Genomic DNA, 24,353 nt, shown 5'->3' with positions numbered 1-24,353 from the left:
CATGACGACGCTCATCGAGGTGATCAACCACGGCCCCATCCGCGAACTGCGCCTGGCGCGGCCGCCGGTCAATGCACTGGACACCGATCTGTGCCGGCAGTTGATCCATGCCATCGAACTGGCCATGGCCGAAGACGCGCACGGCATCGTGCTGTCGGGCAGCGAGCGCATCTTCACCGGTGGAATGGACGTGCCGCACCTGCTCTCGCATGGCGATGACAAGCACAAGCTGCTGGACACCTGGAACGCTTTCTTTGGCGCCGTGCGCACACTGGCCGAGAGCCGCATCCCGGTGGTCGCGGCGATCACCGGCCACGCGCCGGCCGGCGGCTGCGTGCTGGCCCTGTGCTGCGACTACCGGGTAATGGCGCGCAGCGCCGATCCGTCGCGGCCGTATGCCATCGGCCTGAACGAGGTGCAGGTGGGCCTGATCGCGCCGGAGGGCATCCAGCGCCTGCTGCGCCGTGCGGTGGGCGTGCACCGCGCCGGCGTGCTGCTGACCACCGGTTCGCTGGTACCGGCCGAACAGGCGCTGCAGATCGGCCTGGTCGATGAACTGGCCGAAGGCGACCTGGTGGTGGCCCGCGCCGTGGCCTGGCTGCAGAACCTGCTCAAGCAGCCTCGGCAGCCGATGCTGCTGACCCGCGCCATCGCTCGCGCCGACCTGCACGAAGCGCTGCACCCGGACCTGATCCAGCTGGACCGTTTCGTCGAGGCCTGGTTCGCCCCGGACGCACAGAACGCCCTGCAGGCCCTGGCGGCGCGCCTGGGCAAGTAGCGGTTGCCCCGCCCGGGGTCAGATCCCTTTCGCCGGGCGAAAGGGATCTGACCCCTGACCGGTATAATCAGGCCCTCTTTCACTGCTGTGGCCGCCCCCTTGAACGACACGCCCGAACCCGTCGTCTCCGAGCTGATCGACCTGCTCACGCTGGAGCGGCTGGAGGACAACCTGTTCCGCGGGCAGAGCCGCGACATCGGCACCAAGTACGTGTTCGGTGGGCAGGTGCTGGGCCAGGCCCTGGCTGCGGCGCAGGCCACGGTCGACAACGGCCGCCACGTGCACTCGCTGCACGCCTACTTCCTGCGCGCCGGCAACATCGACCACCCGATCGTCTACGACGTGGACCGCACCCGCGATGGCGGCAGCTTCTCGGTGCGACGGGTCACCGCGATCCAGCACGGCAAGGTGATCTTCTTCTGCGCGGCCTCGTTCCAGCAGGCCGAGACCGGCGCCGAGCACCAGCACAAGATGCCTGAAGTGCCGCAGCCGGAAGACATCGAACCGAACCGGCCGCTGCCGGCCGAAGTGCTGGAGCGGCTGCCGATCAAGGTGCAGCGCTGGCTGTCGCGTGGCGGCCCGTTCGAGTTCCGCCACGTCTACCCGCGCGACGAGTTGAACCCGCCCAAGCGCCCGCCCTACCACCAGGTGTGGCTGCGCCTGAGCGAGCCGGTCGGCGATGCCCCGGAGCTGCACCAGGCGCTGCTGGCCTATGCCTCCGACTTCCACCTGCTGGGCACGGCGACCTTCCCGCACGGCATCAGCTACTACCATCCGCACGTGCAGATGGCCTCGCTCGACCACGCAATCTGGTTCCACCGCCCGTTCCGCGCCGACGACTGGCTGCTGTACTCGCTGGACAGCCCCAGCGCGCAGGATTCGCGCGGCCTGGCCCGCGGCCAGTTCTTCACCCGCAACGGCGTGCTGGTGGCCAGCACTGCGCAGGAAGGCCTGATCCGCGTGGTTCCCGACCAGGCTGCGGCCGCCGCCGTGCCGGCCAAGGAGTAACCCATGCGCCAGATCTTCAGCAGCCAGCGCGTGGAAACCGTCGAAGGCGTGGCCGAGCTCCTGCGCGGGCATGGGATCGACGTCAAGGTGACCAACGGGCGCTCGTACAAGACCCGTCGCCGCGGCCAGTTCAGTTATACCGACCTGGGCAACGCCAACGCCTATCCGGCGGTATGGATCGTGCGTGCCGACGACCAGCCGCGCGCGCGCGAAATCCTGCGCGAAGCGCGCCTGCTCGACACTACCCGCCGTGACCACCCCACCGCCGAATTCGCCTTCCGCGACGCGCCGGAACCGGGCAGCGGCGGCCGCAGCTGGGCCTGGCGCATCCGCATCGCGCTGCTGGTGGTGATCGCTGGCGTGGCGCTGGTGATCGGCCTGCGCCATCGCGGCGCCCCGGTGCCCGCCCCGCAGGCCCAGCCGCAGCAGGCGCAACCGGCCCCGCAGGCCGCGCCGGAAGAGGAAGAAGTCCGGGTCCGCATCCAGCCCTCGAAATGATTCGCGGGTGAAAAAGGGGACGGAGGGGATTAAGTCGTTTGTGGCACAAACGACTTAATCCCCTCCGTCCCCTTTTTGTCATGAGGATGCCGGCCAGCGGCCGGCACTACCGCACAGAATGCTGGTCACACTTCGCGCGCGGCTCCGTCATGGGACACAATCCCCGCAGGAGAGCCGCCGCCATGACGACGTTCACCGCATCGATCGACCAGACCCTGGAACGCGAACTGCCCGCCGCCGCCAGCGGTTGCCAGCACGCCTACGGCCGCATCGTGCTGGCCTGCCAGAACACGGTCACCGCCATCGCGCTGGCCATCACCCGGGACCGCCAGGCCAGCGAGGACATCGCCCAGGAGGCCTTTGTGAAGGGCTGGCAGCAGCTGCACCAGCTGCGCAGCGCGACCAGCTTCCTGCCGTGGCTGCGGCAGATCACCCGCAACCTGGCCCGCGACTGGCTGCGCGCCCAGCGTGACCGTCCACTGACCGGCGAGGCGGCCGAGGTGGCGATGGGGATGGCCGCCGATCCGTCCCCGGGCGCAGCCGATCGCCTGCAACGGGTGGAGGAAGAAATCGCCGCCGAGGACATCATCTCCACCCTGCCCGCCGACAGCCGCGAAGTCCTGTTGCTGTACTACCGCGAAGGCCAGCGCTCGCAGCAGGTGGCCGACCTGCTCGGGCTCAGCGACGCCGCCGTGCGCAAGCGCCTGTCGCGCGCCCGCGCGCTGGTGCGCGACGGCCTGCTGCAGCGCTTCGGTGAGTTCGCGCGCAGCAGCGCGCCGAGCGCCGCCTTCGCCACCGCCGTGGTGTCGATGGTGCTGGTGGCCGCACCCGGCACCGCCAGTGCCGCGATCCTGCTGAGCGCCGGCGTCGGCGTGGGCAGCAGCAAGCTGGGCCTGGGCGGGGCCAGCGTGGCCGGGGGTACAGCCATGGGCTCGGTCACCGCCACCCTGGGCTACCTGCACATGATTCCGGCCAGCACTTGGGGCGCGTTCGCTGGTGGCGTTGCCGGCGGCGTGATCGGCAGCTACCTGGGCGGTCGATTCCTGCTGTCCTATGCCAAGACCGATGCCGAACGCGCGCGGGTCTGGCGCTTTGTGCGCATGAACACCTGGACAGCCATGGCCTGCTGCCTGGCAGTGCTGGCGGTGGTACTGCTGCAGACCCCGACGTGGGTGCATCTGCTGGTGCTGGTGCTCGGCATGGGTCTGGTGAACTACCAGTGCCTGGGACCGCTGCAGCAGATCATGGCGCCGCTGATCGCGCGCGATTCGTCGCGGCGTGGGCGCACCGGCACCAACTGGGTGTATGAATCGCTGTATGGGCGTACCGGGATCATCGCCATGAACATCGTGGTGCTGGGCGTCGTGCTGTATGCCGTGGCCCATTCCAGCGGCCGCTAGGGCCTCAACGCACGACGCCGGCAGTACGCCGGCGTCGTGGTCGGTCAGCGCGCGATGAATCAGCGCTGCGACTTCGGTGCACCGCCGTCGCGCGGACCGCCTTGGCGCGGGCCACCGTGCATCGGGCCCTTGGCCGCGTCGAACTCGGCCTTGCTCAGCTGGCCATCCTTGTTGGTGTCGGCGGCAGCAAACCAGGCATCACGATGCTGCTTCATGCGCAGCTCGCGGTCAGCCTTGTCCAGGTAACCGTCCTTGTTGAGGTCGAGCTGGTCGAAGCGCGCGGCCAGGCGCGGGTCGGCCTTGGCCTCGTCGCGGCTGATGCGGCCGTCCTTGTTGACGTCCAGCCTGGCCCAGCGCTCACCGCCGTGGCCACGGCGGCCATGCTGCCAGCGCGGCATCTCATCGCGCGAGAGCTTGCCGTCCTTGTTCCTGTCCAGCTCGTCGAACTTCGCGGCCAGGCGCGGGTTGGCAGCCGCCTCGCTGCGGTCGATCACGCCGTCGCCATTGGTGTCCAGCTTGGCCGGGCGCTGCGCCGACGTGGCCGGGGTGTCGGCCGCCAGCGCGATGCCGGAGGCGGAAGTGCCGAGCAGCAGGGCCAGCAGCAGGGGGGTACGGATCATGGGGTCACTCCTGGGAATGGGAATTGCGTCGGGGTGATCACTTCACCCTCGAGTGACAACAACGCCCGGGCGCGACATCGGTTGACGCCGTGGCCGGTTCCATTCATCCGGCGGACAGTCGCCGCCACTGCGACGGGCTGGGGCTATGCTGTGCCCATGGCACTACACGGCGATAGAGACGACGAACTGCGGCTTTTCCAGACCGGCGAGCACCCCTGCGGGTACTGGTCCGACCGGGTGGCGCGCGACCTGGTGCTGGATCCGCACGATCGCCGGCTGGGTGGCCTGTACCCGCTGGCACTGAGCTGGGGCTTCCGCCGCAGCGGTGATCTGGTCTACCGGCCGCACTGCGCGCACTGCCAGGCCTGCGTGGCGGTGCGCATCCCGGTGGCCCGCTTCGCCCCGGACCGCAGCCAGCGCCGCTGTGCCGCCCGCAATGACGACCTGGAGGTGCGGATCACCGCCGCCACCGCCCGTGACGACCTGTTCGCGCTGTATCACCGCTACCTCACCCACCGCCACGCCAATGGCGGCATGGACGACCATGGCCCGCACGAGTTCGAGCAGTTCCTGATCGGCAGCTGGTCGCACACCCGCTTCATGGAGATGCGCCTGCCCGGCCACGACGGCCAGCCCAGCCAATTGCTGGGGGTGGCGGTGACCGACGTCACCGAGCATGGCCTGTCGGCGGTCTACACGTTCTTCGACCCGGACCACGCCGCGCGCGGGCTGGGTACCTTCGCGATCCTCCAACAGATCGAGTGGGCGCGCCGCGAGAGGCTGCCGCACGTGTACCTGGGCTACTGGATCCGCGGGCACCAGAAGATGGACTACAAGCGCCGCTTCCATCCCCTTGAGGCCTACGACGGCCGCCGCTGGCACGATTTCGACAACGAACTGGACGGGCGCTGACAAACCGCTGACACCGGGCCGGGTGCAGAATAGGGGGATGAACGCCAAACCCCTGATCCTCGCCCTGGCCCTGCTCTGCGGCGCCACCGCCCCCGCCTTTGCCACGTCCCCCGCGATGACTGAGAAGCCGTCCACTGCGCTGCGCCTGGCCACCTACAACACTTCGCTGTACTCCGATGATGCCGGTGGCCTGATCAAGGAACTGGAGGGCGACAGCGAGCACGCACGCAAGATCGCCGCCGTGCTGCAGCAGGTGCGCCCGGACCTGGTACTGCTGAACGAATTCGATTTCGACGATGCCCATCGCGCCGCCGACCTGTTCCAGAAGCGCTACCTGGAAGTCGCCCAGCCCGGCGGCGGCAAGCCGCTGCACTTTGCCTACCGCTACCTGGCACCGGTCAACACCGGTGTGCCCAGCGGCCTGGATCTGGACAACAACGGCGTGGTCGGCGGCGAAGGCCGCAGCCGTGGCAATGACGCGTGGGGCTACGGCCTGCACCCGGGCCAGTACGGCATGCTGGTGCTGTCGCGCTACCCGATCGATGAAACCAAGGTGCGCAGCTTCCAGCTGTTGAAGTGGAGCGCGATGCCCGGCGCCATCCGCCCGGTCGATCCGCGTACCGGCCAGAGCTTCTACAACGACCACGTGTGGTCGCAGCTGCGCCTGTCCTCGAAGTCGCATTGGGACGTGCCGGTGAAGACCCCGGGCGGCGTGGTCCACGCGCTGGTCTCGCATCCGACGCCGCCGGTGTTCGACGGCCCGGAAAAGCGCAACGCGGCACGCAACCACGACGAACTGCGCCTGTGGCAGGAATACCTGTCCAAGGGTGAGAAGCCCTGGCTGTGCGACGACAAGGGCCAGTGCGGCGGCTTGGCGGAGGACGCGCGCTTCGTGATCCTCGGCGATCTGAACAACGACCCGGTCGATGGCGATGGCCGCCACGAGGCGATCGTCGAGCTGATCGAGAACGCGCGCGTGCTGCGCTACCCCACCCCGCGCAGCGTCGGCGGCGAGCAGACCAGCCTGGCCTATGCGGCCAAGGGCATCGAACGCAAGGGCGCACCGTTCCACGCCACCGGCGATTTCGGCCCGAAGTCCGGCACCATGCGCCTGGACTACGTGCTTCCCTCGACCGGTTTCGAGTACGTGGGCAGCGGCATCTTCTGGCCGGCCAATGAAAGCCCGGAAGCGAAGATCGCCGACGGCAGCGACCACCACCTGGTGTGGGTGGATGTGAAGCCGTAACCGTCCGTCCCCTTTTTTTGTACCGACCAACGGTCGGTACCCACCGGGTTTCGGTAGGCGACGACCGTTGGTCGTCGCTCCTTTTTCAGGGGCGCAGTTCGACGCCGATGGCGTCGGCGGCATCACGCGCGATGGCGCGTGCTTCGTCGATGGTTTCCGCGCGCGCCAGGGTCACACCGACGCGGCGGTGGCCATGCACGCTCGGCTTGCCGAACAGGCGCACGGCGGTATCCGGTACCTGCAGCGCGGCAGCGACATTGTTGAAGTACGGCACACCCTCGCCGTGTGCCAACAGCGCGCACGACGCCGACGGGCCACTCTGGCGGATCACCGGAACCGGCAGGCCGAGGATCGCGCGCGCGTGCAGCGCGAACTCGCTCAGTTCCTGCGAAACCAGGGTCACCAGGCCGGTATCGTGCGGGCGCGGCGACACTTCGCTGAACCACACCTCGTCGCCCTTCACGAACAGCTCGACGCCGAACAGGCCCCAGCCGCCAAGGTCGTCGGTGATCGCACGCGAAATCTCTTCGGCACGCGCCAGTGCCGCGCTCGACATCGGCTGCGGCTGCCAGCTTTCGCGGTAATCGCCATCCTTCTGCAGGTGGCCGATCGGCGCACAGAATGAGGTGCCGCCGGCATGGCGCACGGTCAACAGGGTGATCTCGTAGTCGAAATCGATGAAGCCTTCGACGATGCAGCGGCCGGCACCGGCACGGCCACCGGTCTGTGCGTACTCCCAGGCCGGAGCGACGTCCGCTTCGCTGCGCAGGGTGCTCTGGCCCTTGCCCGAGGACGACATCACCGGCTTGACCACGCACGGCAGGCCGATGGCAGCCACGGCAGCGCGGTATTCGGCCTCGGTATCGACGAAGCGGTAGGGCGAGGTCGGCAGGCCCAGGGTTTCGGCGGCGAGGCGGCGGATGCCCTCGCGGTCCATGGTCAGGCGCGCGGCGCGTGCGGTCGGGATCACCCGCAGGCCTTGCTCCTGCTCCAGCTGGACCAGGGTCTCGGTATGGATGGCCTCGATCTCCGGCACCACCAGATGTGGCTGCTCCTGGGCGATCAGGGCGCGCAGCGCCATCGCATCGAGCATGTCGATCACGTGCGAGCGGTGGGCGACCTGCATGGCCGGGGCATCGGCGTAGCGGTCAGCGGCGATCACTTCCACGCCCAGCCGCTGCAGCTCGATGGCCACCTCCTTGCCGAGTTCGCCCGAGCCCAGCAGCAGCACGCGGGTGGCGGAGGGAGACAACGGAGTTCCAAGCTTGGCCATGGCGGTTCCAGCAGCGACGTGAAGGCGGGTGGGCATTCTAGCTGGCCGCGCACCCTGGTCATGGCATCCGACGAACGGTAGTCGAAAAGTGATATCACTTTGATATCTTCAATTCGAACCCTCAAGGACGTACCGCCATGAAAGAGAAGTCGCTTGCCTCCCTCAACGGCCTGGGCACCCTGGCCGGTGCCCTGCTCGTCGCCCTCGCCGGCGCTGCCCTGTTCGTACTGGGCGTGGCCGCCAAGGCCAGCACCGGCTCGCCCAACCTGCTGCTTATGCTGCTGGGTGCGCTGCTGGGGGTCCTGGGCGTGTTCATCCTGGCCGGCCTGTACACCATCCAGCCCAACCAGGCGGCGGTGCTGAGCCTGTTCGGCAAGTACATCGGCACCGTCAAGGACAACGGCCTGCGCTGGAACAACCCCTTCTATGCCAAGCGCCGGGTCAGCCAGCGCGTGCGCAACTTCGAGAGCGGCAAGCTGAAGGTCAACGAGCTGGACGGCAGCCCGATCGAGATTGCTGCGGTCATCGTCTGGCAGGTGGTCGATGCCTCCGAGGCCGTCTACAACGTGGACGACTACGAAAGCTTCGTGCACATCCAGTCCGAATCGGCGTTGCGCGCGATGGCCACCAGCTATCCCTACGACCAGCACGAGGAGGGACAGCTGGCGCTGCGCAGCCATGCCAGCGAGATCTCCCAGCACCTGAAGAACGAGCTGGCCGAACGCCTGGCCGACGCTGGCGTGCAGGTGATCGACGCACGCATCAGCCACCTCGCCTACGCCGCCGAAATCGCCCAGGCGATGCTGCAGCGGCAGCAGGCCAACGCAGTGATCGCTGCACGCACGCGCATCGTGGCCGGTGCGGTCGGCATGGTTGAAATGGCCCTGGCCGAACTGCAGAAGAACGGCGTGGTGCAGCTGGATGAGGAACGCAAGGCGCACATGGTCAGCAACCTGCTGACCGTGCTGTGCTCGGACCGCGGCACCCAGCCGATCGTCAACGCCGGTTCGCTGTACTGAACCACCCTCGCAACGGGGCGCCCCACCGCCCCGCCAGGAGCTTGCATGAGTGAGAAGAAAGCCTATCCGCTGCGCATCAACGCCGAGGTCCTGGCCGCGGCGCAACGCTGGGCTGACGACGAGCTGCGCAGCCTCAACGCACAGATCGAATACGTGCTGCGCGACGCCCTGCGCAAGGCAGGCCGCCTGCCGAAACCCACGCCATCTTCAGAGGACAAGGAATGAGCAAGCGCTGGAGCTACCAGACGATCGAGGTCAAGACGTCCATGATGGGCCTGCTCAAGGCCGAGGACATCCAGAGCGAACTGAGCCGCCAAGGCCAACTGGGCTGGGAGCTGGTCAACATCATCATCCCCGCACCGATGCGCCCGGCGATGCTGGTGTTCAAGAAGGAGGCCTGAGCCATGGGCGCCAGCGATCCGAAACAGTACGAGGTGGCCGAGAGCTCGCCGTTGCGCGTGCTGTGGATCGTGCTGCCCCTGCTCGCCGCCTTCGTGGCCTGCTTGTATGCGCAGCTGTACAAGGCGCCGGCCAGTGCCCCCTGGATCGAAGTAACGCTGTCGCCGCCCTGGTTCCGGATGGGCGGCAGTGCCGCCTGGAGTCTGCTGGTGATCGCGGTACTCGGCATCGGGTTGGGCGCAGCATTCTTCCGTCGCCGGGTGGAACTGGCCGACAACGTGCTGGATGTGCGCTCGACGATGTACCGCCGCCGCGTGCCGGTGGCGCAGTTGCGGCTGGACCAGGCCGAGGTGGTCGACCTGCAGCGTGATCCCCGCTATGGCATCCGCTTCAAGACCAACGGCTACGCGATGCCGGGCTTCTATTCCGGTCACTTTCGCCTGCAGGGCGGTGGCAAGGGTTTCGCGCTGGTCACCAACCGCGCGAGCGTCCTCGCCCTGCCGGTCCGCGATGGCAGCACCCTGCTGCTCAGTCTCGATCGGCCACAGGCGCTGCTGGAAGCACTGCGCAAGGTGGCCGTGCCGGGCCCGCGGCAGTAAGCTGCGGCGATGCAACGACGCCTGCCCCTGCTGATCAATACCGAAGCCATCGAACTGTGGCCCGCAGACCTGCTGCGTGCGCGCAGCAATCTCGACGCGCGCCTGCTGTCAAGAGCGAACTGGGTGCTGCGGCGCAAGTGCGATGGCCGTTACCTGGCGGCGGTGGTGGAACACGGCGTGCACGCCATGGTGCCGCGCCTGGCGCGCGAGCTCGGGGCCGAGGAAGCACTGGCCTTGCTGGATGCAGCCGCGGCCCGGCCGTTCGGTGCAAATCTGGAAGCGCAGTGGCTGCCCCTCGCCGGGCTGCAGCAGCGCCTGCAGCAGCTCGGCCTGGATGCCCAGCGCTATGCCGACGACAGCGGCCTGCCGCTGGAACCCGAACCGTGCCTGCTTCACTTTGCTGGGCGCGACCGCTTCGCCCGCCCGCTGTGGCTGCGCCGCGGCGCTGCACAGGCCTGGCGGCGGATGCGCCTGCATGCAGCGCGCGATGGCATCGCGCTGGATGCAATCTCCGGCTTCCGCAGCCATGCCTACCAGCTGGGCATCTTCGAACGGAAGCTGGCACGCGGGCTGAGCGTGACGGAGATCCTGAAGGTGAATGCCGCGCCGGGGTTCAGTGAACACCACAGCGGCCACGCGCTGGACATCGGCACGCCGGGCGATGCCCCGGCCGAGGAATCATTTGAAGCCACCGACGCGTTCGCCTGGCTGCAAGCCCATGCCGCTGGGCACGGCTTCCAGCTGAGCTACCCGCGCGACAACCCGCACGGCATCGTCTACGAACCGTGGCACTGGTGCTGGAAACCGGCCAACGGCTGAGCCCCTCGTGGCGAAAGCCTGGAGCGGTCAGCGCATGGCCGCGGGATGGAACAAGAGAGCAAAGACAAAAGCCGGTCGCTTCGCTCGAAGCCTCTACAACGGATCAGCGCGCGGCTGTTGGGTCCGCCTTCAAGCGAGCCGAGCACCGCAGGTCCGGCGAGGGTGAAGAGGTGCTTGCGATTCTGTAGAGCCGAGCCATGCTCGGCTGCTCTCCGCACCGCCCCTCGACGGGCCGAGGAGCGCAGGGGACCGGTGCACAGCACCGGCTCGCGGCCGGCGGCGCGTTTCTTTTGGTTACTTTTCTTTTCGCCCGAAAAGAAAAGTAACGCCCATGAACCATCACGATCGCATCGGCATGGATCGGAGCGACAGCCCTGCGACCCTCACCGCCTCAACGCATTGATCGCCAGCAATACCCACCCGGCCATCATGCTGGTGCCACCGATCGGCGCCATCCGTGTCGGCCACTGCCACAACGCCCCACCCACCAGGCTGCCGGAAAACAGCAGGACCCCCAGCAGCAGCACGTACAGCGCCAGGTGTGCGATCACCCCCTGCGCGCGCGGCCCAAGCGCGACCAGCACCGCGCCATGCGCGAACGCATACAGCGCCGCCATGTTCAGATGCTGCTGCGCCAACGGGTCGGCCACGCCATGCGATGCATAGGCAGACAGGCCGATCGAGACGGCAGCCAACAGCGCCCCGAGGCAGGCCAGCAGGGAAGGCTTACGTGCGCGACGTTCCAGATTGAACATGAGGGCTCCTTGCGCAGCGCCCCTTGCCGGGCGCCGGATGAAAAAAAAACGCGCCGCAATGAGCGGCGCGTTTTCGTGTCCAACACTACATGGGTCAGCCGGGGATTACTTGACGGCCCAGTAGATGTCGTAGGTACCTTCCGGGGTGAACGACTTGTCGATGCCGTCCTTCCAGGTTTCGTACGGACGGTCGATGACTTCGTTGCCCGAGGTCACGGCCCAGGCACGCAGGCCGTTGCGCGCCACGTCCAGACCCGCCATGTGGCCGGTGTAGGCCGCATGCGCCGAACGGTGCGGAGCAACGTGCACGTACTTGACCGGAGCGCCGCCGTCGATCTTGACGGTCAGCTCGTCGGCAGCAGCACCTTCGGCACCCTTCTTCTTCACCGGCTGGGCAATGTCGAAGGCGTACTTCTCCTGGCCGAAGTCGGTGGTGATGATGCGGAACGGACCGGCAGCTTCAAGGCCATTGGCCTCCATCACGCGCTTGATCCACTCCTGGTTGTCCTTGATGGACTTGGTGATGGTGTCCTGACCGCGGTCCACGTTGCCGGCGTTGACCACCAGCAGGTTCTCGGCCGGCACTTCAACGATGGCCAGGTCGGTCAGCGGGGCTTCCGGCGTGCGGTAGTCCACGTTCGGCACGGTTGCGAGCATGTTGGCCATGCGCGACAGACCCATCTTGATGTCGTCGCCGATCTGGCGGCTGACATACAGGCCGGCGTAACGGCCGAACAGGTCGAAGCCGTACTTCACCGAGTAGTCCTGGGTGATCTTGACGTTGCGACCGCCCTTGCCGGTCGGCTCCAGGTTGAAGGTGGTGACCTTGTCGTGACCCTTGGTGGCGTCCTCGATGGCGATCACAACACGCTTGTTCTCTTCGGCTTCGGTGATCTTCCAGGAACCGGTACCCAGGTCCTTGGAGGTGAAGTCGAGGGTGGCACCGACACCCGAGGCCGGGCCGGACAGCTTCAGGTCAACGGCGGGATCGCGCAGTACCAGCGGGTTCCAGTCCTTGAAGCGGCGCAGGCTGCTGACCGTGTCGTACACGATCGTCATCTTGCGGTTGGTCTCGATGCTTTCGGTGATGTGACGCTCGCCCGGCAGACATACGCCAATGATGACGAACAGGCCAGCCACGATCCCCAAGGCGATCAGGAACTCGATAATACGGGTCATTCAGAGAGTCTCCGGGGCCGATCCCACGGCCGGGTTGATTGAAGCGAAGCGCCAATCCTAGCAGGCTTCGCGGGCATTGTTTATCGGGATTGGCGCACCGGTTTCCCTGCCGGCTGCGTATTTGTATGGACAAAGGATTCGAAGGGTAACGCATACCGCTACCCGGCAAGTAGGGGTCAACCCTGGCGGAAACCCCCGGCCACGGCCCAAGTCTTTGTACTTGAAAGATTTTTCTTATACCAGCTGGAGTTCGAAGGCCTTCAATACGGCACGCGTACGGTCGCGCACACCCAGCTTGGAAAGGATGTTGGACACGTGGTTCTTGATGGTGCCCTCGGCGACGCCCAGCGAATTGGCGATCTCCTTGTTGGAGAAGCCACTGGCCATCAGCCGCAGGATCTCGGTCTCGCGGTCGGTCAGCGGGTCCGGGCGGTCCAGGCTGACGAATTCATTGCGCATGTGCTCCAGGCCGGACAGCAGGCGCTGGGTTACCGCCGGCTGCACCAGCGATCCCCCGTCGGCCACGGTGCGGATGGCACCGACCAGCTGTGCCAGGGTGACGTCCTTGAGCAGGTAGCCCTTGGCACCGGCCTTGAGCCCGGCCAGCACCAGCTGATCGTCGTCGAAGGTAGTGAGGATGATGGTCGGCGGCAGCTGTTCCTGCCTCGACAGCACCTGCAGGGCCTCCAGCCCCGACATCACCGGCATGCGCATGTCCATCAGCACCACGTCGGGGCGTACCTGGGGGATCAGCTCGACCGCCTGCCGGCCGTCGCCGGCCTCGGCCACCACCTCGATGCCGTCGTCGAGCGCCAGCAGGGAGCGGATTCCCTGCCGCACCAGGGTTTGGTCGTCGACCAGGCAGACGCGAATCATCAACGCACTCCTTCAGGAACCTTGGTAAGGGCCGCCACCAGCACCGTTGCCGGCACCGTCGCCCGCAGCCGGAAACCCTCACCGGGGCGGGTTTCGATCTGCAGCTGGCCACCACATTGTTGCAGGCGCTCGCGCATGCCGCGCAAGCCATTGCCCACATTGACCATATCCGCGCCGACGCCGTCGTCGCGGGCCTCGACCACCACCCGATCGGGGGCTTCACGGTACACCTTGATCCACAGGTGGCGGGCACTGGCATGGCGCACCGCGTTGGTGATGATCTCCTGGGTGCAGCGCAGCAGTACGTGGGCCCGCTGCGGGTCCTCCACGTTCAGCGGATCCTCGATCTCCAGCTGGATGTCCAGCGAGGGCACGTTCTCGGTCAGCGGGCGCAGGGCCGCGGCCAGATCGATCGCGCCGGTCTCGCGCAGCTGGCTCACGACCTCGCGCACGTTGCCCAGCAACAGCTTGGCCAGCGCGTGCGAGCGCTTCACGTGATCCAGGGCCTGGCCCTCGGCCAGGTGCCCGGCGACCTCCAGGTTCAAGGTCAGCGCGGTCAGCTGGTGGCCCAGCAGGTCATGCAGTTCGCGCGAAATGCGGGTGCGCTCGTTGACCCGCGCGCTCTCGGCCAGCAGGGCGCGGGTGGCGCGCAGCTCTGAATTGAGCCGGCGCTGCTCGTCGCGGGCCTCGGTCTGCTGACGCGCAACCAGGCTGGTCACGAAGATGAACATGGAGAAGCCGCCGTACAGCAGCGACTGCATCACCGCTTCGAACAGCGGGAAGCGCAGCAGCATGTAGTAGACCGGAGCCACGGCCAGCTGGCTGACCAGCAGCCACAGCACCCCCAGCCGTACCGACAGCATCCACGGAATGACCCCGGCGGCGACCATCATCAGGATGCTGCCCAGGCCCGACCCGCTGAGGAAGCTGACCCCCAGCGCCGAGACCGTCAGCAACAGCAGCAGGCTGCGGTCCAGCCAGCTGGTGTGGCTGTCGCTGCGCAGGATGCGGGTCAGCCAGTAGTAGGCCGTGCCGAAGGACAGGTAGGCAACGAACAGCAGGATCGCCCAGCCGCCCATGTCAGCGCGGCTGTGCAGGTTCTCGAACTGCGAGTACGCCAGCGGCAGGCCGACCATGACCCAGGTGAACAGGCCGGCCAGGCGGAGGACGCGGGTATGGCTGAGGACTCCCAACATGCCAGCACTCTACGGGCCCGGCCTGCGTCGCGCACTCCCACGGAAGTCATGCCCCTGCAGTCGCCTGTTCATGCCGCAGCCCACCCCGGGCATGCAATAATCGTGCGCAGGGTCCCTTGATGGACCAACCGCGTTACCCCACGGAGTCACAATGTCGATTGTCATCCGCGACGTGCGCGAGCACGAGCTCGATTCCGTCCTGGCTTTGAACAACAATGCTGGCCTGGCCATCCTTCCCCTGGATGCGGCTCGCCTGCGCCTGTTCTATGAAACCGCTGAATACTTCCGCGTCGCCGAGCGCGACGGCAACCTGGCCGGCTTCCTGATCGGCTTTGGCAGCGACAGCCAGCACGACAGCAGCAATTTCGCCTGGTTCAAGCAGCAGCTGGACACCCCGTTCTTCTATATCGACCGCATCGTGGTCGCCAGCCGCCGTCGTGGCGGCGGCGTCGGCCGTGCGTTCTATGCCGACGCGCAGAGCTTCGCCGAACTGCGCTACCCGCAGATGACCTGCGAAGTCTTCCTCGACCATGGCGCCGATGCCGCCCTGCTCTTCCACGGCAGCTTCGGCTTCCGCGAGCTGGGCCAGAACACGATGCCGCAGGTCGATGTGCGCGCCAGCATGCTGGCCAAGGAACTGTGCAGCTACCCCTGGGTCAAGGAGACCTACGGCGGCAAGCTGCCGGATGTGGCATGGACACGCGCACGGCAGCTGCCGGCGCAGGCACAGCGGCCGACGGGGACCTGAGCGTGGCGGTGAATTTCGATTACGAACAGGCCGGTGAACTGAAGATCGGCCAGGTGGGCATCGCCAACCTGCGCATCCGTACCCTTGATGTCGAACGCCTCGTGCAGGAAATGCGCGAGCGCGTGACCCGCGCCCCGAAGCTGTTCGGCCGCGCCGCGGTGATCCTCGACTTCGGCGGCCTGAGCCAGGTGCCGGATGTGGCCACCGCGCAGGCGCTGGTCGATGGCCTGCGCAGCGCCGGCGTGCTGCCGGTGGCGCTTGCCTATGGCACCAGCGCGATCGACCTGCTCTCGCAGCAGCTCGGCCTGCCGCTGCTGGCCAAGTTCCGAGCGCAGTACGAGCGTGCCGAGGCCGAACCGGCCCCGCCGCCGCCTGCACCGGAGCCGCGCCGCGCAGCCCGTGCCGAACCGAAGCCGGCCCCGGCAACGCCGGTGGCCAAGGTGGCCGACGCGGCTGCACCAAAGCCGGGCCGCATGCAGCTGGGCAACGTGCGTTCGGGCCAGCAGCTGTACGCGGAGAACTGCGACCTGACCGTGATGGCCACCGTCGGCGCCGGCGCCGAGGTCATTGCCGATGGCAGCATCCACATCTACGGCACCCTGCGCGGCCGCGCGCTGGCAGGGGCCCAGGGCAACACTGCGGCACGCATTTTCTGCCGTGATTTCCATGCGGAACTGGTCGCCATTGCAGGCCATTACAAGGTACTGGACGATGTCCCGGACAACCTGCGCGGCAAGGCCGTGCAGGTGTGGCTGGAACAGGACCAGATCAAGATCGCTGCGCTGGACTGACGCAGCCCCCAAACAGAATCATCAGGAGAAGTCCTTTGGCTGAAATCATCGTAGTCACCTCCGGCAAGGGCGGCGTCGGCAAGACCACTTCCAGCGCGAGCCTGGCCTGCGGCCTGGCTCGGCGCGGCAAGAAGGTGGCGGTGATCGACTTCGACGTCGGCCTGCGCAACCTCGACCTGATCATGGGCTGCGAACGCCGCGTGGTGTATGACTTCGTCAACGTCGTGCACGGCGAAGCCACCCTCAAGCAGGCCCTGATCAAGGACAAGCGCTTTGACAACCTGTACGTGCTGGCCGCCTCGCAGACCCGCGACAAGGACGCACTGACCCAGGAAGGCGTGGGCAAGGTCCTGAAGGACCTGGCCGCCGACGGTTTCGACTACATCATCTGCGACTCCCCGGCCGGCATCGAGAAGGGTGCCTTCCTGGCGATGTATTTCGCCGATCGTGCGGTGGTGGTGGTGAACCCGGAAGTGTCGTCGGTGCGCGACTCCGACCGCATCATCGGCCTGCTCGACTCGAAGACCCACAAGGCCGAGTCCGGCCAGGACGTGCCGGCCTTCCTGCTGCTGACCCGCTACACCCCGCTGCGCGTGGAAAGCGGCGAGATGCTGAGCATCGCCGACGTCGAGGAAGTGCTCGGCCTGAAGGCGATCGGCGTGATTCCGGAATCGGGCGACGTGCTCAACGCCTCCAACAAGGGCGAGCCGGTCATCCTGGATGTCGAATCCGCTGCCGGCCAGGCCTATGAAGACGCCGTCGCGCGCATCCTCGGCGAAGAACGCCCGATGCGCTTCACCAACGTCGAGAAGAAGGGCTTCTTCAGCAAGCTGTTCGGAGGGTAAGCATGGGCCTGTTTGATTTCCTCAAAGCGAAGAAGACCACCGCCGAAACCGCCAAGAACCGCCTGCAGATCATCATCGCGCAGGAACGCAGCCACCGTGGTGGCCCGGACTACCTGCCGCTGCTGCAGCGCGAGCTGCTGGAAGTGATCAAGAAGTACGTGAACATCGACGTCGATGCGGTGAAGGTCGACCTGGTAAAGGATGGCCAGCACGACGTGCTGGACATTTCCGTGGCGCTGCCCGAAGGTCCGGACAAGCCCTGATCCCCTGCCCCGCCCGTGCCTGCATGGGCGGGGCTGTCTGACCCGCATGACCGATACGACAACCGCCGTGGACATCACCTGCGTGGGCGACATCGCCTTCGCCGACGCGCAGCGCCTGCTCGCCGCGCATGGCCTTCGGCTGCACCACGTGGCGCCCGGCGAACCGATTCCCGGCAGTTACTGGGGCGAGCCAGAGGCCGGCATCATCGCCAGCAACGTGTACGTACGCGATGACACGCCCGTGCACTCGATGCTGCATGAGGCCTGCCACCTGATCGTACTGCCGCCGGAACGGCGTGCGCAGGTGCACACCGATGCCACCGACTCGGTGGCCGAGGAAGACGCGACCTGCTACCTGCAGATCGTGCTGGCCGGGCAGCTGCCCGGTGTCGGCAGCCAGCGGCTGATGGCCGACATGGATGCGTGGGGATATACGTATCGGCTGGGATCTACCCAGGCGTGGTTTGAACAGGACGCCGAAGACGCGAAGGCGTGGTTGATCGAACGCGGCTTGCCGGTGGCGTGATTCACCGGGAACCGGGGTCAGATCCTTTTTGCGTCGCAAAAGGGATCTGACCCCATCACCGTATCAGCCCTGCCCGGCCAGCGCGCGCAGGGTGATGCCGACGATGTAGGCCAGGTACGTGCCGGTGGCATAGCCCATCGTCCCCAGCAGCACGCCGACCGGCGCCAGGGCCGGATGGAACGCCGCGGCCACCACCGGCGCCGAGGCTGGGCCACCGATGTTCGACTGCGAACCGATGGCGAAATAGAAGAACGGTACCTTCAGCAGCTTGCCCAGGCACCACAGCAGCACGATGTGCACGCTGATCCAGATGATGCCCAGCAGGAACAGCCACGGGCGGTCCAGCAGCGCCAGCAGATCCATCTGCATGCCGATGCAGGCGATCAGGAAGTACAGCAGCAGCGAGCCCAGGCGCGATGCGCCCGCGCCTTCCAGGTTGCGCGCACGGGTGAAACTCAGGCTGAGGCCGAGCGTGGTCGACAGCACCACCACCCACACGAACGGCGCGTCCAGGCCGAACTGCGCAGCCCAGCTGACATTCGCCTTGAACCACGCCGCCAGCGGTGCGCCAATGGCGTGAGCCAGGCCGACACCGCCGAAGGCCACCGCCACGATCAGCATCAGGTCGGTCAGGCTGGGAATGCGTTCGTGTTCGGCCTGGAAGCGCGCGATGCGCTCCTTCAGCTCATCGATGGCCGAGGTATCGGCGCCACTGCGCGCGTCGATCTTCGCCGCGCGCCCGGCCAGGAAGATCAGCGCGGCCATCCATACGTAGCCGACCCCGACGTCGACCACCGCGAACTGTCCGAAGGTGGTCGCATTGACGTCGAACACTTCACGCATCGCCAGCATGTTGGCGCCGCCGCCGATCCAGCTGCCCGCCAGCGCGGCCATGCCGGCCCAGGTGTCTCCGGCCACGGTTTCCGGATGCACGGCACGCATCAGCAGGAACGCCACCACCGCACCGAGCATGATGCTGGCCGAGGCACCCAGGTACATCAGCACCAGCTTCGGGCCAAGCCGCAGGATGCCCTTGATGTCGACCGCAAGGGTCAGCAGGATCAGCGCCGCCGGCAGCAGGATGTCGCGCGCGATCGGGTTGTAGAGCCGGGTGTTCTGCCCGTCGATCAGGCCCACAGTGTTGTAGATGCCGGGAATCAGGTAACACAGCAGCAGTGCCGGCACGAAGGTGTAGACGCGCTTCCACAGGCCCTGCTCCCGCGAGGCGGTCCAGAACACGGCGCCAAGGGTGGCGGCAATCAAACCGAAGACGACGATGTCGTTCTGGATCAGGGCAGTCGAAGGCATGCAGGCGCTCTGGTAGAGCCGGCCGCTGGCCGGCTGCTGTTGGCGGCAGATCCGGAAGGTGTACCGACCAACGGTCGGCCCCCACCGGTAAAGCAGAGGGTGAAACAAAAGCGCCGCCCCGAAGGGCGGCGCTGCAATCATCAATTGCCGATGTGCTGCTTCAGCCAGGCATTGACGGTGTCATGCCACAGGATGCTGTTGTTCGGCTTCAGCACCCAGTGGTTTTCATCCGGGAAGTACAGGAACTTCGATTCGATGCCCTGGCGCTGGGCGGCGGTGAACGCGGCCAGGCCCTGCTCGACCGGAATGCGGAAGTCCTGCTGGCCGTGGATGACCAGGATCGGCTTCTTCCAGTCCGCCACGTGGTTGACCGGGTTGAACTTCTCGTAGTTGGCGGCCTTCTGGTACGGCGTGCCGCCCTGCTCCCACTCGGTGAACCACAGTTCTTCGGTGGCGTAGCCCATCATGCGCTGGTCGAACACGCCGTCGTGGTTGACCAGGCACTTGAACGGGCCGTTCCAGTTGCCGGCGATCCAGTTGACCATGAAGCCGCCGTAGCTGGCGCCCAGCGCGCAGGCCTTGTCACCGTTGAGGAAGGAATACTTCTTCAGTGCCGCATCCCAGCCCTTCTGCAGGTCTTCCAGCGGGCGGTCGCCCCAGTGCTGGCTGATCGCATCGGTGAATGCCTGGCCATAGCCGGTGGAGCCGTGGAAGTCGATCATCACCACCGCGTAGCCCTGGCCCGCGTAGGTCTGCGGGTTCCAGCGGTAGCTCCAGCCATTGCCGAAGCTGCCCTGCGGGCCGCCGTGGATCAGGAACGCCACCGGGTAGGACTTGCCTTCCTGGTAGTTGTGCGGCTTGACCACGTAGCCGTGCACGGTGTCGTTGTTCCAGCCCTTGAACTCGAACTGCTCGTAGTCGCCGAAGGACACGTCCTTCAGCACCTCGCCTGCGGCCGGGGTCAGCGCGCGCAGTTCGCCGATGGCTTCGCCCGCGGCCGGCAGCAGGCCGACCAGCACCTGGTCGTTGCTCTTCAGGCTGTTGCGGGTGATCGCCACGCTGTTGCCGGCCACGTCGACCGCGGTAACGCTGCCGTCGCCGATCAGCTTGGTGGCCTTGCCGCTGGCCACGTCGATCTGGAACAGCGGGTGTTCGCCGAGGTCGTCGGCGGTGGTGTAGATGCTGGCGCCGTCGGCGGACAGGGTGATGCCACCGGCCGAACGATCCCACTGCGGGGCAATCTCGCGGGTCTTGCCGCTGGCAACGTCCATCGCCATCAGGCCGAAGCGGTCGGCCTCGAAGCCCGGGCGCTTCATCGCGCGGTAGAACAGCGTCTTGCCGTCGGCACTGAACACCGGGCCGGCATCCCAGGCCGGGTTGGAGGCCGTCAGGTTGACCGGCGCCTGCTTGCCGGCGGCGTCGAAGCGGTACAGGTCGAAGTTGGTCGACCACGGCTCCTGCTTGCCGGCCACGCGGATGCTGGCCACCACGCTGGCGCCGTCCGGCGACCAAACGAAGTCGTCATTGCCGCCGAACGGCTTGGACGGCGCATCACCATCGATGGTCGCGCTCAGCGCCGAAGCGCCCTTGACTGCACCGGCCTTGGCTGCCGGCAGCGGAGCGACGAACAGGGTGTTGCGGCGACCGTCGTTCCAGGTGTCCCAATGGCGCACGAACAGCGAATCCCACACCTGGCCGCTGGCTTTGGCGTCCTTCTTTTCCTTCAGCTTCTTCTCGGTGCAGGCCAGGTCCGAGGCGCACGCCTGGAACACGCCGGCGCTGAACAACACGCGGTCGTCCTGCGGCGACACACGGTAGCTGTCCACGTCGACCGGGAAGTCGGTCAGCTGGCGCGGCGTGCCGCCGCTGATCGGCTGCGCGTACAGCTGCTGGCTGCCGTTCCTGGCACTGAGGAAATACACGGTCTGGCCATCGGCCGACAGCGAAGCGGAATTGACGTTCCAGCCGGCCGGGGTGATCTGCTTCGGCGGCGCTGCGTCGCGGGTGCGCAGGTTGCGCGCGTACAGCGCGGTGGAGGCCTTGAGATTGGCATCCACGCTGCGCTTGGCGAACACCACGGTGCCGCCGTCAGCGGTCAATACCGGCGCGGAGACGCGGTCCATGGCCACCATGTCGCGGACTTCCAGGCCACGGGCAGCGGCGACGCTGGGCAGGGCGGCCAGCAGGCTCAGTGGCAGCAGGGCATGACGCAGTTTCATCGGGGTCTCCGCAGGACGGCAAAAAACCGATGGTAGGCCCGCATGGCCGGGGCTGCCAAGGCCATCGGTCATGGCTGCAGGCGGGCAATCGCCAGAAACAGCAAACCCCGCCGAAGCGGGGTTTGTGGGGACGCCGGGGTCGGATCCGATTCCGGCGGAATCGGCTCTGACCCCAGACGCCGTCAGCGCGGGGTCGGAGCCCTTCCCTGCGGGAAGGCGTCCGACCCCATTGCTTACGCCTTGGCGTACTTGCCGGTGCGGTAGATCAGCCAGCCCACCAGGAACAGCACGGCCAGGCCGATCCACTGTGCGCCCGGCAGGTGGAACGGCACCGCCAGCACGTCGGCGCGGCTGCTGACCACGATCGGAATCGCGATGGCGATGCCCATCAGTGCCTCACCGGTGATCAGGCCGGCGGCAAACAGCACGCCCGGCTTGTGCACGCGGTCGCGGCCTTCTTCGTCATCGGCGCGCACCTTGTGGAAGCGCTCGACCAGATGGGCGATCAGGCCGCCGAGGAAGATCGGCACCATCAGTTCCAGCGGCAGGTAGATGCCGATGGCGGCGGCCAGCACCGGCACGCGGAAGCGCGCGTTGCGCGACTTCAGCCAGCTGTCGAAGGCGATGATGGCAGCGCCGACCACAGCACCGATGCCGATGAAGGTCCACGGCAGTTCACCACCGAACAGGCCCTTGGCCACCGAGGCCATCAGGTTGGCCTGCGGCGCCGCCAGCGCGTTCGGGTGCAGCTCGGACTTCACGCCGATGCCGTAGGCAGTGGCCAGCAGGTTCAGTACCGGGGCCATGATCAGTGCGCACGAGAACGCACCGATGCCCAGCATCAGCTGCTGCTTCCACGGGGTGGCACCGACGATGTAACCGGCCTTGAGGTCCTGCAGGTTGTCACCACCGACCGCAGCGGCACAGCACACCACCGCGCCAATCATGATCGCGGCCACCGCGCCCAGCGGCGCCCCGCCGGCACCGACCGGCTTGAGGCCGTCAGCGCCCAGCAGCACGACCAGCACGGCCGAGGCGAACAGGATGGTGGAGATGGTGATGCCCGAGACCGGATTGTTGGACGAACCGATCAGGCCGGCCAGGTAGGCCGAGACCGAGACGAACAGGAAGCCGGCGACGATCATGATGAGGGTCATCGGGATCGACACGTGCCACTGGCCGACGATGGCCTGATACAGGGCCAGCAGCGGCAGCACGAACGCCACCAGGGCGACCAGCATCCACTTCATCGGCAGGTCGCGCTCGGTATGCGCCAGCACCGGGCCACCACTCTTGCGGGCCGCGGCGAAACCGCTCTTGACGCCGTTGAGCAGCGACTTGCGCAGCGAGATCAGGGTCCAGATGCCACCGATCAGCATCGCACCAACGCCCAGGTAGCGCATCTTCGCGCCCCAGATGGCGAACGCGGCCTCGGTGGAGGAAGCCGCAGCAACCGACGCGGCCAATGCCGGATCGGTGTTCATGAAGAACGCCTGGTAGATCGGAATGGCGATGTGCCAGGTCAGGATCGAGCCCGACACCACCACGATGCCGACGTTGAGGCCGACGATGTAGCCCACGCCCAGCAGTGCAGGCGACAGGTTGGTGCCGATGAAGGCGGTGACCTTGGAGCTGCCGACATAGGCCGAGGTGGCCCAGGCGTCCGGGATCAAGCGCATGCCGCTTTCCGCAGCCAGCTTGACGAAGGCGCCGATCACCGCCGACAGGCCGAGGATCTTCAGGCCCGGACCCGGGTTCTCACCGGCCTTGAGCACTTCCGCCGCCGCCTTGCCTTCCGGGAACGGCAGCGGGTCTTCAACGATCATCGAACGGCGCAGCGGCACCGAGAACAGCACGCCCAGCAGGCCGCCCAGGCCGGCGATGCCCAGCACCCACCAGTACTTGAAGTCCGGCCAGTAGCCCATGATCACCAGCGCGGGGATGGTGAAGATCACACCGGCGGCGATCGACGAGCCGGCCGAGGCGCCGGTCTGCACGATGTTGTTCTCGAGGATGGAACCACCGCCCAGCAGGCGCAGCACGCCCATGGAAATCACCGCGGCGGGAATGGCGGTGGCGATGGTCAGGCCTGCGAACAGACCGAGGTAGGCGTTTGCGGCCGACAGCACCACCGCCAGCACGATGGCAAGGGCCACTGCGCGGAAGGTGAGCTGCTTGGGCGCAGCGTCGTGGTTCATGGAAGCCCCTGCTGGCAAAAAATCCCTGCCACGCTAGCGTTCAGGGGGCGGCAAGTCCAGTGCGGTTGGTACCGGCTGGCAAGCCCTCGCCCAGCACTGCGCCCCAGCAGGCCCTTGGCCCCTTCAGATGTGTCGTGTTTGACCAAGTTGTGCACAGTGCACCGGTTTGTCGGAGCGGGGGTCCCTTGACCCCAATCCCCCGACGCCCCCGGCCCACCGGGCGATGCGTGCCAGGCGATGGGGTTTGCGGCTCAGCGCCTGCTTGAGTCGATTCCCGGAATCCAACACCGTGCACTGCCACCAACACATCGTCGGCAAGGAGACCGCATGGCAGACGCACCATTGATCACGATGATGCGAGCCTTCCTCGTTGCAGCGGGCGCGATGCTGTGCCTGCTGCTGGGTATAGGCAACGTCAACGCCTACAGCGGGTTTGGCACCGCGGTGATCGAGGATCGGGAAGGAATACCTTGTTTCGGCCTGCCTCCGCGGGCACTGGAATGGGTCCGATCGCCCCGTATCCTGCAAGCGGTGATGGTCTATCACCACGACACGGTGAAGGCATGGTCGTTCATGTACGACCTGACTCCCGCAGAGCCTTTGGCGCCGGGCCAGTGCATCGTCTACGGTGATCTGCCAGCCTCGGCCACGCTGCGCACCTCTCCACAGCCATTGATTCCTGCAACCTTGTATGAGGTCTACCTCAACGCTCCCACCAATGGCCCAATCAGGGGCTACACGGCGAAGTTCTGCCTGAAAGCTGCGCCTGACGGATCGACTCGGGTGATCCCCGTCCGCCACGACGCACAGAAGGGCTGGAGCGCGGACGCCTGCCAATCCTGAACGGCCGCACCGCATAACGTTATGTTATATCCTGT

26 protein-coding genes are annotated in these 24,353 nt (G+C 66.8%); 17 read left to right on the top strand and 9 right to left on the bottom strand.

Annotation, left to right across the window (positions count from 1 at the left end; all coding sequences use genetic code 11):
- Position 1 precedes the first annotated feature (1 nt).
- The 4 genes from PEM_RS04015 to PEM_RS04000 all read left to right on the top strand — a co-directional run bounded on the left by PEM_RS04015 (position 2) and on the right by PEM_RS04000 (position 3,684).
- Positions 2 to 778, top strand: coding sequence for an enoyl-CoA hydratase/isomerase family protein (locus PEM_RS04015; protein ID WP_005415699.1), 777 nt, complete (start codon positions 2 to 4; stop codon positions 776 to 778).
- 99 nt (positions 779 to 877) lie between these two features.
- Positions 878 to 1,786, top strand: a complete 909-nt coding sequence (tesB, locus tag PEM_RS04010; RefSeq protein ID WP_005412623.1) for an acyl-CoA thioesterase II — start codon at positions 878 to 880, stop codon at positions 1,784 to 1,786.
- A gap of 3 nt (positions 1,787 to 1,789) precedes the next feature.
- Positions 1,790 to 2,284, top strand: coding sequence for a pathogenicity-like protein (locus tag PEM_RS04005; protein WP_065178109.1), 495 nt, complete (start codon positions 1,790 to 1,792; stop codon positions 2,282 to 2,284).
- Positions 2,285 to 2,466: 182 nt separating this feature from the next.
- The gene (locus PEM_RS04000) at positions 2,467 to 3,684 is read left to right on the top strand and encodes a sigma-70 family RNA polymerase sigma factor (protein ID WP_111127891.1); all 1,218 of its coding nucleotides are present in this window, start codon (positions 2,467 to 2,469) and stop codon (positions 3,682 to 3,684) included.
- A 59-nt stretch (positions 3,685 to 3,743) separates the two neighbouring features.
- On the opposite strand, the gene PEM_RS03995 is transcribed toward PEM_RS04000, so the two are convergent.
- Positions 3,744 to 4,304: an EF-hand domain-containing protein gene (locus PEM_RS03995; protein ID WP_111127889.1), complete on the bottom strand. Its 561-nt coding sequence runs from the start codon at positions 4,302 to 4,304 to the stop codon at positions 3,744 to 3,746.
- Positions 4,305 to 4,460: 156 nt separating this feature from the next.
- On the opposite strand from PEM_RS03995, the gene PEM_RS03990 reads away from it, so the two are divergent.
- Both PEM_RS03990 and PEM_RS03985 read left to right on the top strand, forming a co-directional pair.
- Positions 4,461 to 5,216, top strand: coding sequence for an arginyltransferase (locus PEM_RS03990; RefSeq protein WP_111127888.1), 756 nt, complete (start codon positions 4,461 to 4,463; stop codon positions 5,214 to 5,216).
- Positions 5,217 to 5,253: 37 nt separating this feature from the next.
- Positions 5,254 to 6,462, top strand: coding sequence for an endonuclease/exonuclease/phosphatase family protein (locus tag PEM_RS03985; protein ID WP_111127886.1), 1,209 nt, complete (start codon positions 5,254 to 5,256; stop codon positions 6,460 to 6,462).
- An 85-nt stretch (positions 6,463 to 6,547) separates the two neighbouring features.
- Here PEM_RS03985 and purT read toward each other — a convergent pair whose 3' ends face one another.
- Entirely contained in the window at positions 6,548 to 7,735 is a 1,188-nt protein-coding gene (gene purT / locus PEM_RS03980; RefSeq protein WP_069139075.1) for a formate-dependent phosphoribosylglycinamide formyltransferase, read from the bottom strand.
- Between the two features lie 137 nt (positions 7,736 to 7,872).
- Between purT and PEM_RS03975 the strand changes: the two genes are divergently transcribed.
- The 5 genes from PEM_RS03975 to PEM_RS03955 are packed head-to-tail and all read left to right on the top strand — an operon-like array spanning position 7,873 to position 10,571.
- Positions 7,873 to 8,754, top strand: coding sequence for an SPFH domain-containing protein (locus tag PEM_RS03975; protein WP_111127885.1), 882 nt, complete (start codon positions 7,873 to 7,875; stop codon positions 8,752 to 8,754).
- A gap of 45 nt (positions 8,755 to 8,799) precedes the next feature.
- Positions 8,800 to 8,979: an Arc family DNA binding domain-containing protein gene (locus PEM_RS03970; RefSeq protein ID WP_065178114.1), complete on the top strand. Its 180-nt coding sequence runs from the start codon at positions 8,800 to 8,802 to the stop codon at positions 8,977 to 8,979.
- Entirely contained in the window at positions 8,976 to 9,155 is a 180-nt protein-coding gene (locus PEM_RS03965) for a DUF4177 domain-containing protein (protein WP_005415690.1), read from the top strand. The genes PEM_RS03970 and PEM_RS03965 overlap by 4 nt, the downstream gene beginning before the upstream one ends.
- Before the next feature lie 3 nt (positions 9,156 to 9,158).
- Positions 9,159 to 9,752 carry a PH domain-containing protein gene (locus PEM_RS03960; RefSeq protein ID WP_111127884.1) on the top strand — a complete coding sequence of 198 codons (594 nt, stop codon included), beginning with the start codon at positions 9,159 to 9,161 and terminating at the stop codon, positions 9,750 to 9,752.
- A gap of 9 nt (positions 9,753 to 9,761) precedes the next feature.
- The gene (locus tag PEM_RS03955) at positions 9,762 to 10,571 is read left to right on the top strand and encodes a M15 family metallopeptidase (protein WP_111127882.1); all 810 of its coding nucleotides are present in this window, start codon (positions 9,762 to 9,764) and stop codon (positions 10,569 to 10,571) included.
- A 383-nt stretch (positions 10,572 to 10,954) separates the two neighbouring features.
- Here PEM_RS03955 and PEM_RS03950 read toward each other — a convergent pair whose 3' ends face one another.
- From PEM_RS03950 to PEM_RS03935, 4 genes are all read right to left on the bottom strand, one after another.
- Positions 10,955 to 11,326, bottom strand: coding sequence for a DUF423 domain-containing protein (locus PEM_RS03950; RefSeq protein ID WP_005415687.1), 372 nt, complete (start codon positions 11,324 to 11,326; stop codon positions 10,955 to 10,957).
- A 105-nt stretch (positions 11,327 to 11,431) separates the two neighbouring features.
- Positions 11,432 to 12,505, bottom strand: coding sequence for an SRPBCC family protein (locus PEM_RS03945; RefSeq protein WP_005415686.1), 1,074 nt, complete (start codon positions 12,503 to 12,505; stop codon positions 11,432 to 11,434).
- 234 nt (positions 12,506 to 12,739) lie between these two features.
- Entirely contained in the window at positions 12,740 to 13,381 is a 642-nt protein-coding gene (locus tag PEM_RS03940; protein ID WP_006424175.1) for a response regulator transcription factor, read from the bottom strand.
- A complete protein-coding gene (locus PEM_RS03935; protein ID WP_053497662.1) occupies positions 13,381 to 14,577 on the bottom strand; it encodes a sensor histidine kinase in 1,197 nt (398 codons plus the stop codon). The genes PEM_RS03940 and PEM_RS03935 overlap by 1 nt, the downstream gene beginning before the upstream one ends.
- A 151-nt stretch (positions 14,578 to 14,728) precedes the next feature.
- Here PEM_RS03935 and PEM_RS03930 point away from each other — a divergent pair, with 151 nt between their 5' ends.
- From PEM_RS03930 to PEM_RS03910, 5 genes are read left to right on the top strand one after another with little or no spacing between them, the layout of a single operon-like run.
- Positions 14,729 to 15,325, top strand: coding sequence for a GNAT family N-acetyltransferase (locus PEM_RS03930; RefSeq protein ID WP_005415684.1), 597 nt, complete (start codon positions 14,729 to 14,731; stop codon positions 15,323 to 15,325).
- Positions 15,271 to 16,116 carry a septum site-determining protein MinC gene (gene minC / locus PEM_RS03925; RefSeq protein WP_049413254.1) on the top strand — a complete coding sequence of 282 codons (846 nt, stop codon included), beginning with the start codon at positions 15,271 to 15,273 and terminating at the stop codon, positions 16,114 to 16,116. Before PEM_RS03930 ends, minC begins: the two co-directional genes overlap by 55 nt.
- 35 nt (positions 16,117 to 16,151) lie before the next feature.
- Positions 16,152 to 16,961 (top strand): septum site-determining protein MinD, encoded by an 810-nt coding sequence (minD, locus tag PEM_RS03920; protein WP_005415682.1) that lies wholly within the window; start codon positions 16,152 to 16,154, stop codon positions 16,959 to 16,961.
- Positions 16,962 to 16,963: 2 nt separating this feature from the next.
- A complete protein-coding gene (gene minE / locus PEM_RS03915) occupies positions 16,964 to 17,224 on the top strand; it encodes a cell division topological specificity factor MinE (protein WP_005408532.1) in 261 nt (86 codons plus the stop codon).
- Positions 17,225 to 17,270: 46 nt separating this feature from the next.
- On the top strand, positions 17,271 to 17,750 hold the full coding sequence (locus PEM_RS03910; RefSeq protein WP_005415681.1) for a hypothetical protein: 480 nt from the start codon (positions 17,271 to 17,273) through the stop codon (positions 17,748 to 17,750).
- Positions 17,751 to 17,813: 63 nt separating this feature from the next.
- Here the strand turns inward: PEM_RS03910 and PEM_RS03905 are convergent, their stop codons facing one another.
- The 3 genes from PEM_RS03905 to PEM_RS03895 form a co-directional block, all read right to left on the bottom strand.
- Entirely contained in the window at positions 17,814 to 19,058 is a 1,245-nt protein-coding gene (locus PEM_RS03905; RefSeq protein WP_111127881.1) for a DUF819 family protein, read from the bottom strand.
- Between the two features lie 140 nt (positions 19,059 to 19,198).
- Positions 19,199 to 21,277: a S9 family peptidase gene (locus tag PEM_RS03900; RefSeq protein ID WP_005415679.1), complete on the bottom strand. Its 2,079-nt coding sequence runs from the start codon at positions 21,275 to 21,277 to the stop codon at positions 19,199 to 19,201.
- Positions 21,278 to 21,510: 233 nt separating this feature from the next.
- Positions 21,511 to 23,475 carry an oligopeptide transporter, OPT family gene (locus PEM_RS03895; RefSeq protein WP_049435318.1) on the bottom strand — a complete coding sequence of 655 codons (1,965 nt, stop codon included), beginning with the start codon at positions 23,473 to 23,475 and terminating at the stop codon, positions 21,511 to 21,513.
- A gap of 327 nt (positions 23,476 to 23,802) precedes the next feature.
- Between PEM_RS03895 and PEM_RS03890 the strand changes: the two genes are divergently transcribed.
- Positions 23,803 to 24,318, top strand: coding sequence for a hypothetical protein (locus PEM_RS03890; RefSeq protein ID WP_005415677.1), 516 nt, complete (start codon positions 23,803 to 23,805; stop codon positions 24,316 to 24,318).
- The last annotated feature ends 35 nt before the right edge of the window (positions 24,319 to 24,353 follow it).

The organism is Stenotrophomonas sp. Pemsol, from assembly GCF_003586545.1.
Classification (GTDB): Bacteria; Pseudomonadota; Gammaproteobacteria; order Xanthomonadales; family Xanthomonadaceae; genus Stenotrophomonas; species Stenotrophomonas sepilia.
This window is presented reverse-complemented; position numbering and strand designations above follow the sequence as displayed.

Bases quoted from the DNA above. Each gene is read 5' to 3' on its own strand.
- PEM_RS04000 (WP_111127891.1), top strand. From the start codon at position 2,467: ATGACGACGTTCACCGCATCGATCGACCAGACCCTGGAACGCGAACTG.
- PEM_RS03945 (WP_005415686.1), bottom strand. From the start codon at position 12,505: ATGACCCGTATTATCGAGTTCCTGATCGCCTTGGGGATCGTGGCTGGC.
- PEM_RS03975 (WP_111127885.1), top strand. From the start codon at position 7,873: ATGAAAGAGAAGTCGCTTGCCTCCCTCAACGGCCTGGGCACCCTGGCC.
- PEM_RS03905 (WP_111127881.1), bottom strand. From the start codon at position 19,058: ATGCCTTCGACTGCCCTGATCCAGAACGACATCGTCGTCTTCGGTTTG.
- PEM_RS04015 (WP_005415699.1), top strand. From the start codon at position 2: ATGACGACGCTCATCGAGGTGATCAACCACGGCCCCATCCGCGAACTG.
- PEM_RS03935 (WP_053497662.1), bottom strand. From the start codon at position 14,577: ATGTTGGGAGTCCTCAGCCATACCCGCGTCCTCCGCCTGGCCGGCCTG.
- PEM_RS03895 (WP_049435318.1), bottom strand. From the start codon at position 23,475: ATGAACCACGACGCTGCGCCCAAGCAGCTCACCTTCCGCGCAGTGGCC.
- PEM_RS03965 (WP_005415690.1), top strand. From the start codon at position 8,976: ATGAGCAAGCGCTGGAGCTACCAGACGATCGAGGTCAAGACGTCCATG.
- PEM_RS03955 (WP_111127882.1), top strand. From the start codon at position 9,762: ATGCAACGACGCCTGCCCCTGCTGATCAATACCGAAGCCATCGAACTG.
- PEM_RS03890 (WP_005415677.1), top strand. From the start codon at position 23,803: ATGGCAGACGCACCATTGATCACGATGATGCGAGCCTTCCTCGTTGCA.
- purT (WP_069139075.1), bottom strand. From the start codon at position 7,735: ATGGCCAAGCTTGGAACTCCGTTGTCTCCCTCCGCCACCCGCGTGCTG.
- minC (WP_049413254.1), top strand. From the start codon at position 15,271: ATGGACACGCGCACGGCAGCTGCCGGCGCAGGCACAGCGGCCGACGGG.
- minE (WP_005408532.1), top strand. From the start codon at position 16,964: ATGGGCCTGTTTGATTTCCTCAAAGCGAAGAAGACCACCGCCGAAACC.
- PEM_RS03960 (WP_111127884.1), top strand. From the start codon at position 9,159: ATGGGCGCCAGCGATCCGAAACAGTACGAGGTGGCCGAGAGCTCGCCG.
- PEM_RS03940 (WP_006424175.1), bottom strand. From the start codon at position 13,381: ATGATTCGCGTCTGCCTGGTCGACGACCAAACCCTGGTGCGGCAGGGA.
- PEM_RS03990 (WP_111127888.1), top strand. From the start codon at position 4,461: ATGGCACTACACGGCGATAGAGACGACGAACTGCGGCTTTTCCAGACC.
- PEM_RS03970 (WP_065178114.1), top strand. From the start codon at position 8,800: ATGAGTGAGAAGAAAGCCTATCCGCTGCGCATCAACGCCGAGGTCCTG.
- PEM_RS03930 (WP_005415684.1), top strand. From the start codon at position 14,729: ATGTCGATTGTCATCCGCGACGTGCGCGAGCACGAGCTCGATTCCGTC.
- PEM_RS04005 (WP_065178109.1), top strand. From the start codon at position 1,790: ATGCGCCAGATCTTCAGCAGCCAGCGCGTGGAAACCGTCGAAGGCGTG.
- PEM_RS03910 (WP_005415681.1), top strand. From the start codon at position 17,271: ATGACCGATACGACAACCGCCGTGGACATCACCTGCGTGGGCGACATC.
- PEM_RS03950 (WP_005415687.1), bottom strand. From the start codon at position 11,326: ATGTTCAATCTGGAACGTCGCGCACGTAAGCCTTCCCTGCTGGCCTGC.
- PEM_RS03995 (WP_111127889.1), bottom strand. From the start codon at position 4,304: ATGATCCGTACCCCCCTGCTGCTGGCCCTGCTGCTCGGCACTTCCGCC.
- PEM_RS03900 (WP_005415679.1), bottom strand. From the start codon at position 21,277: ATGAAACTGCGTCATGCCCTGCTGCCACTGAGCCTGCTGGCCGCCCTG.
- PEM_RS03985 (WP_111127886.1), top strand. From the start codon at position 5,254: ATGAACGCCAAACCCCTGATCCTCGCCCTGGCCCTGCTCTGCGGCGCC.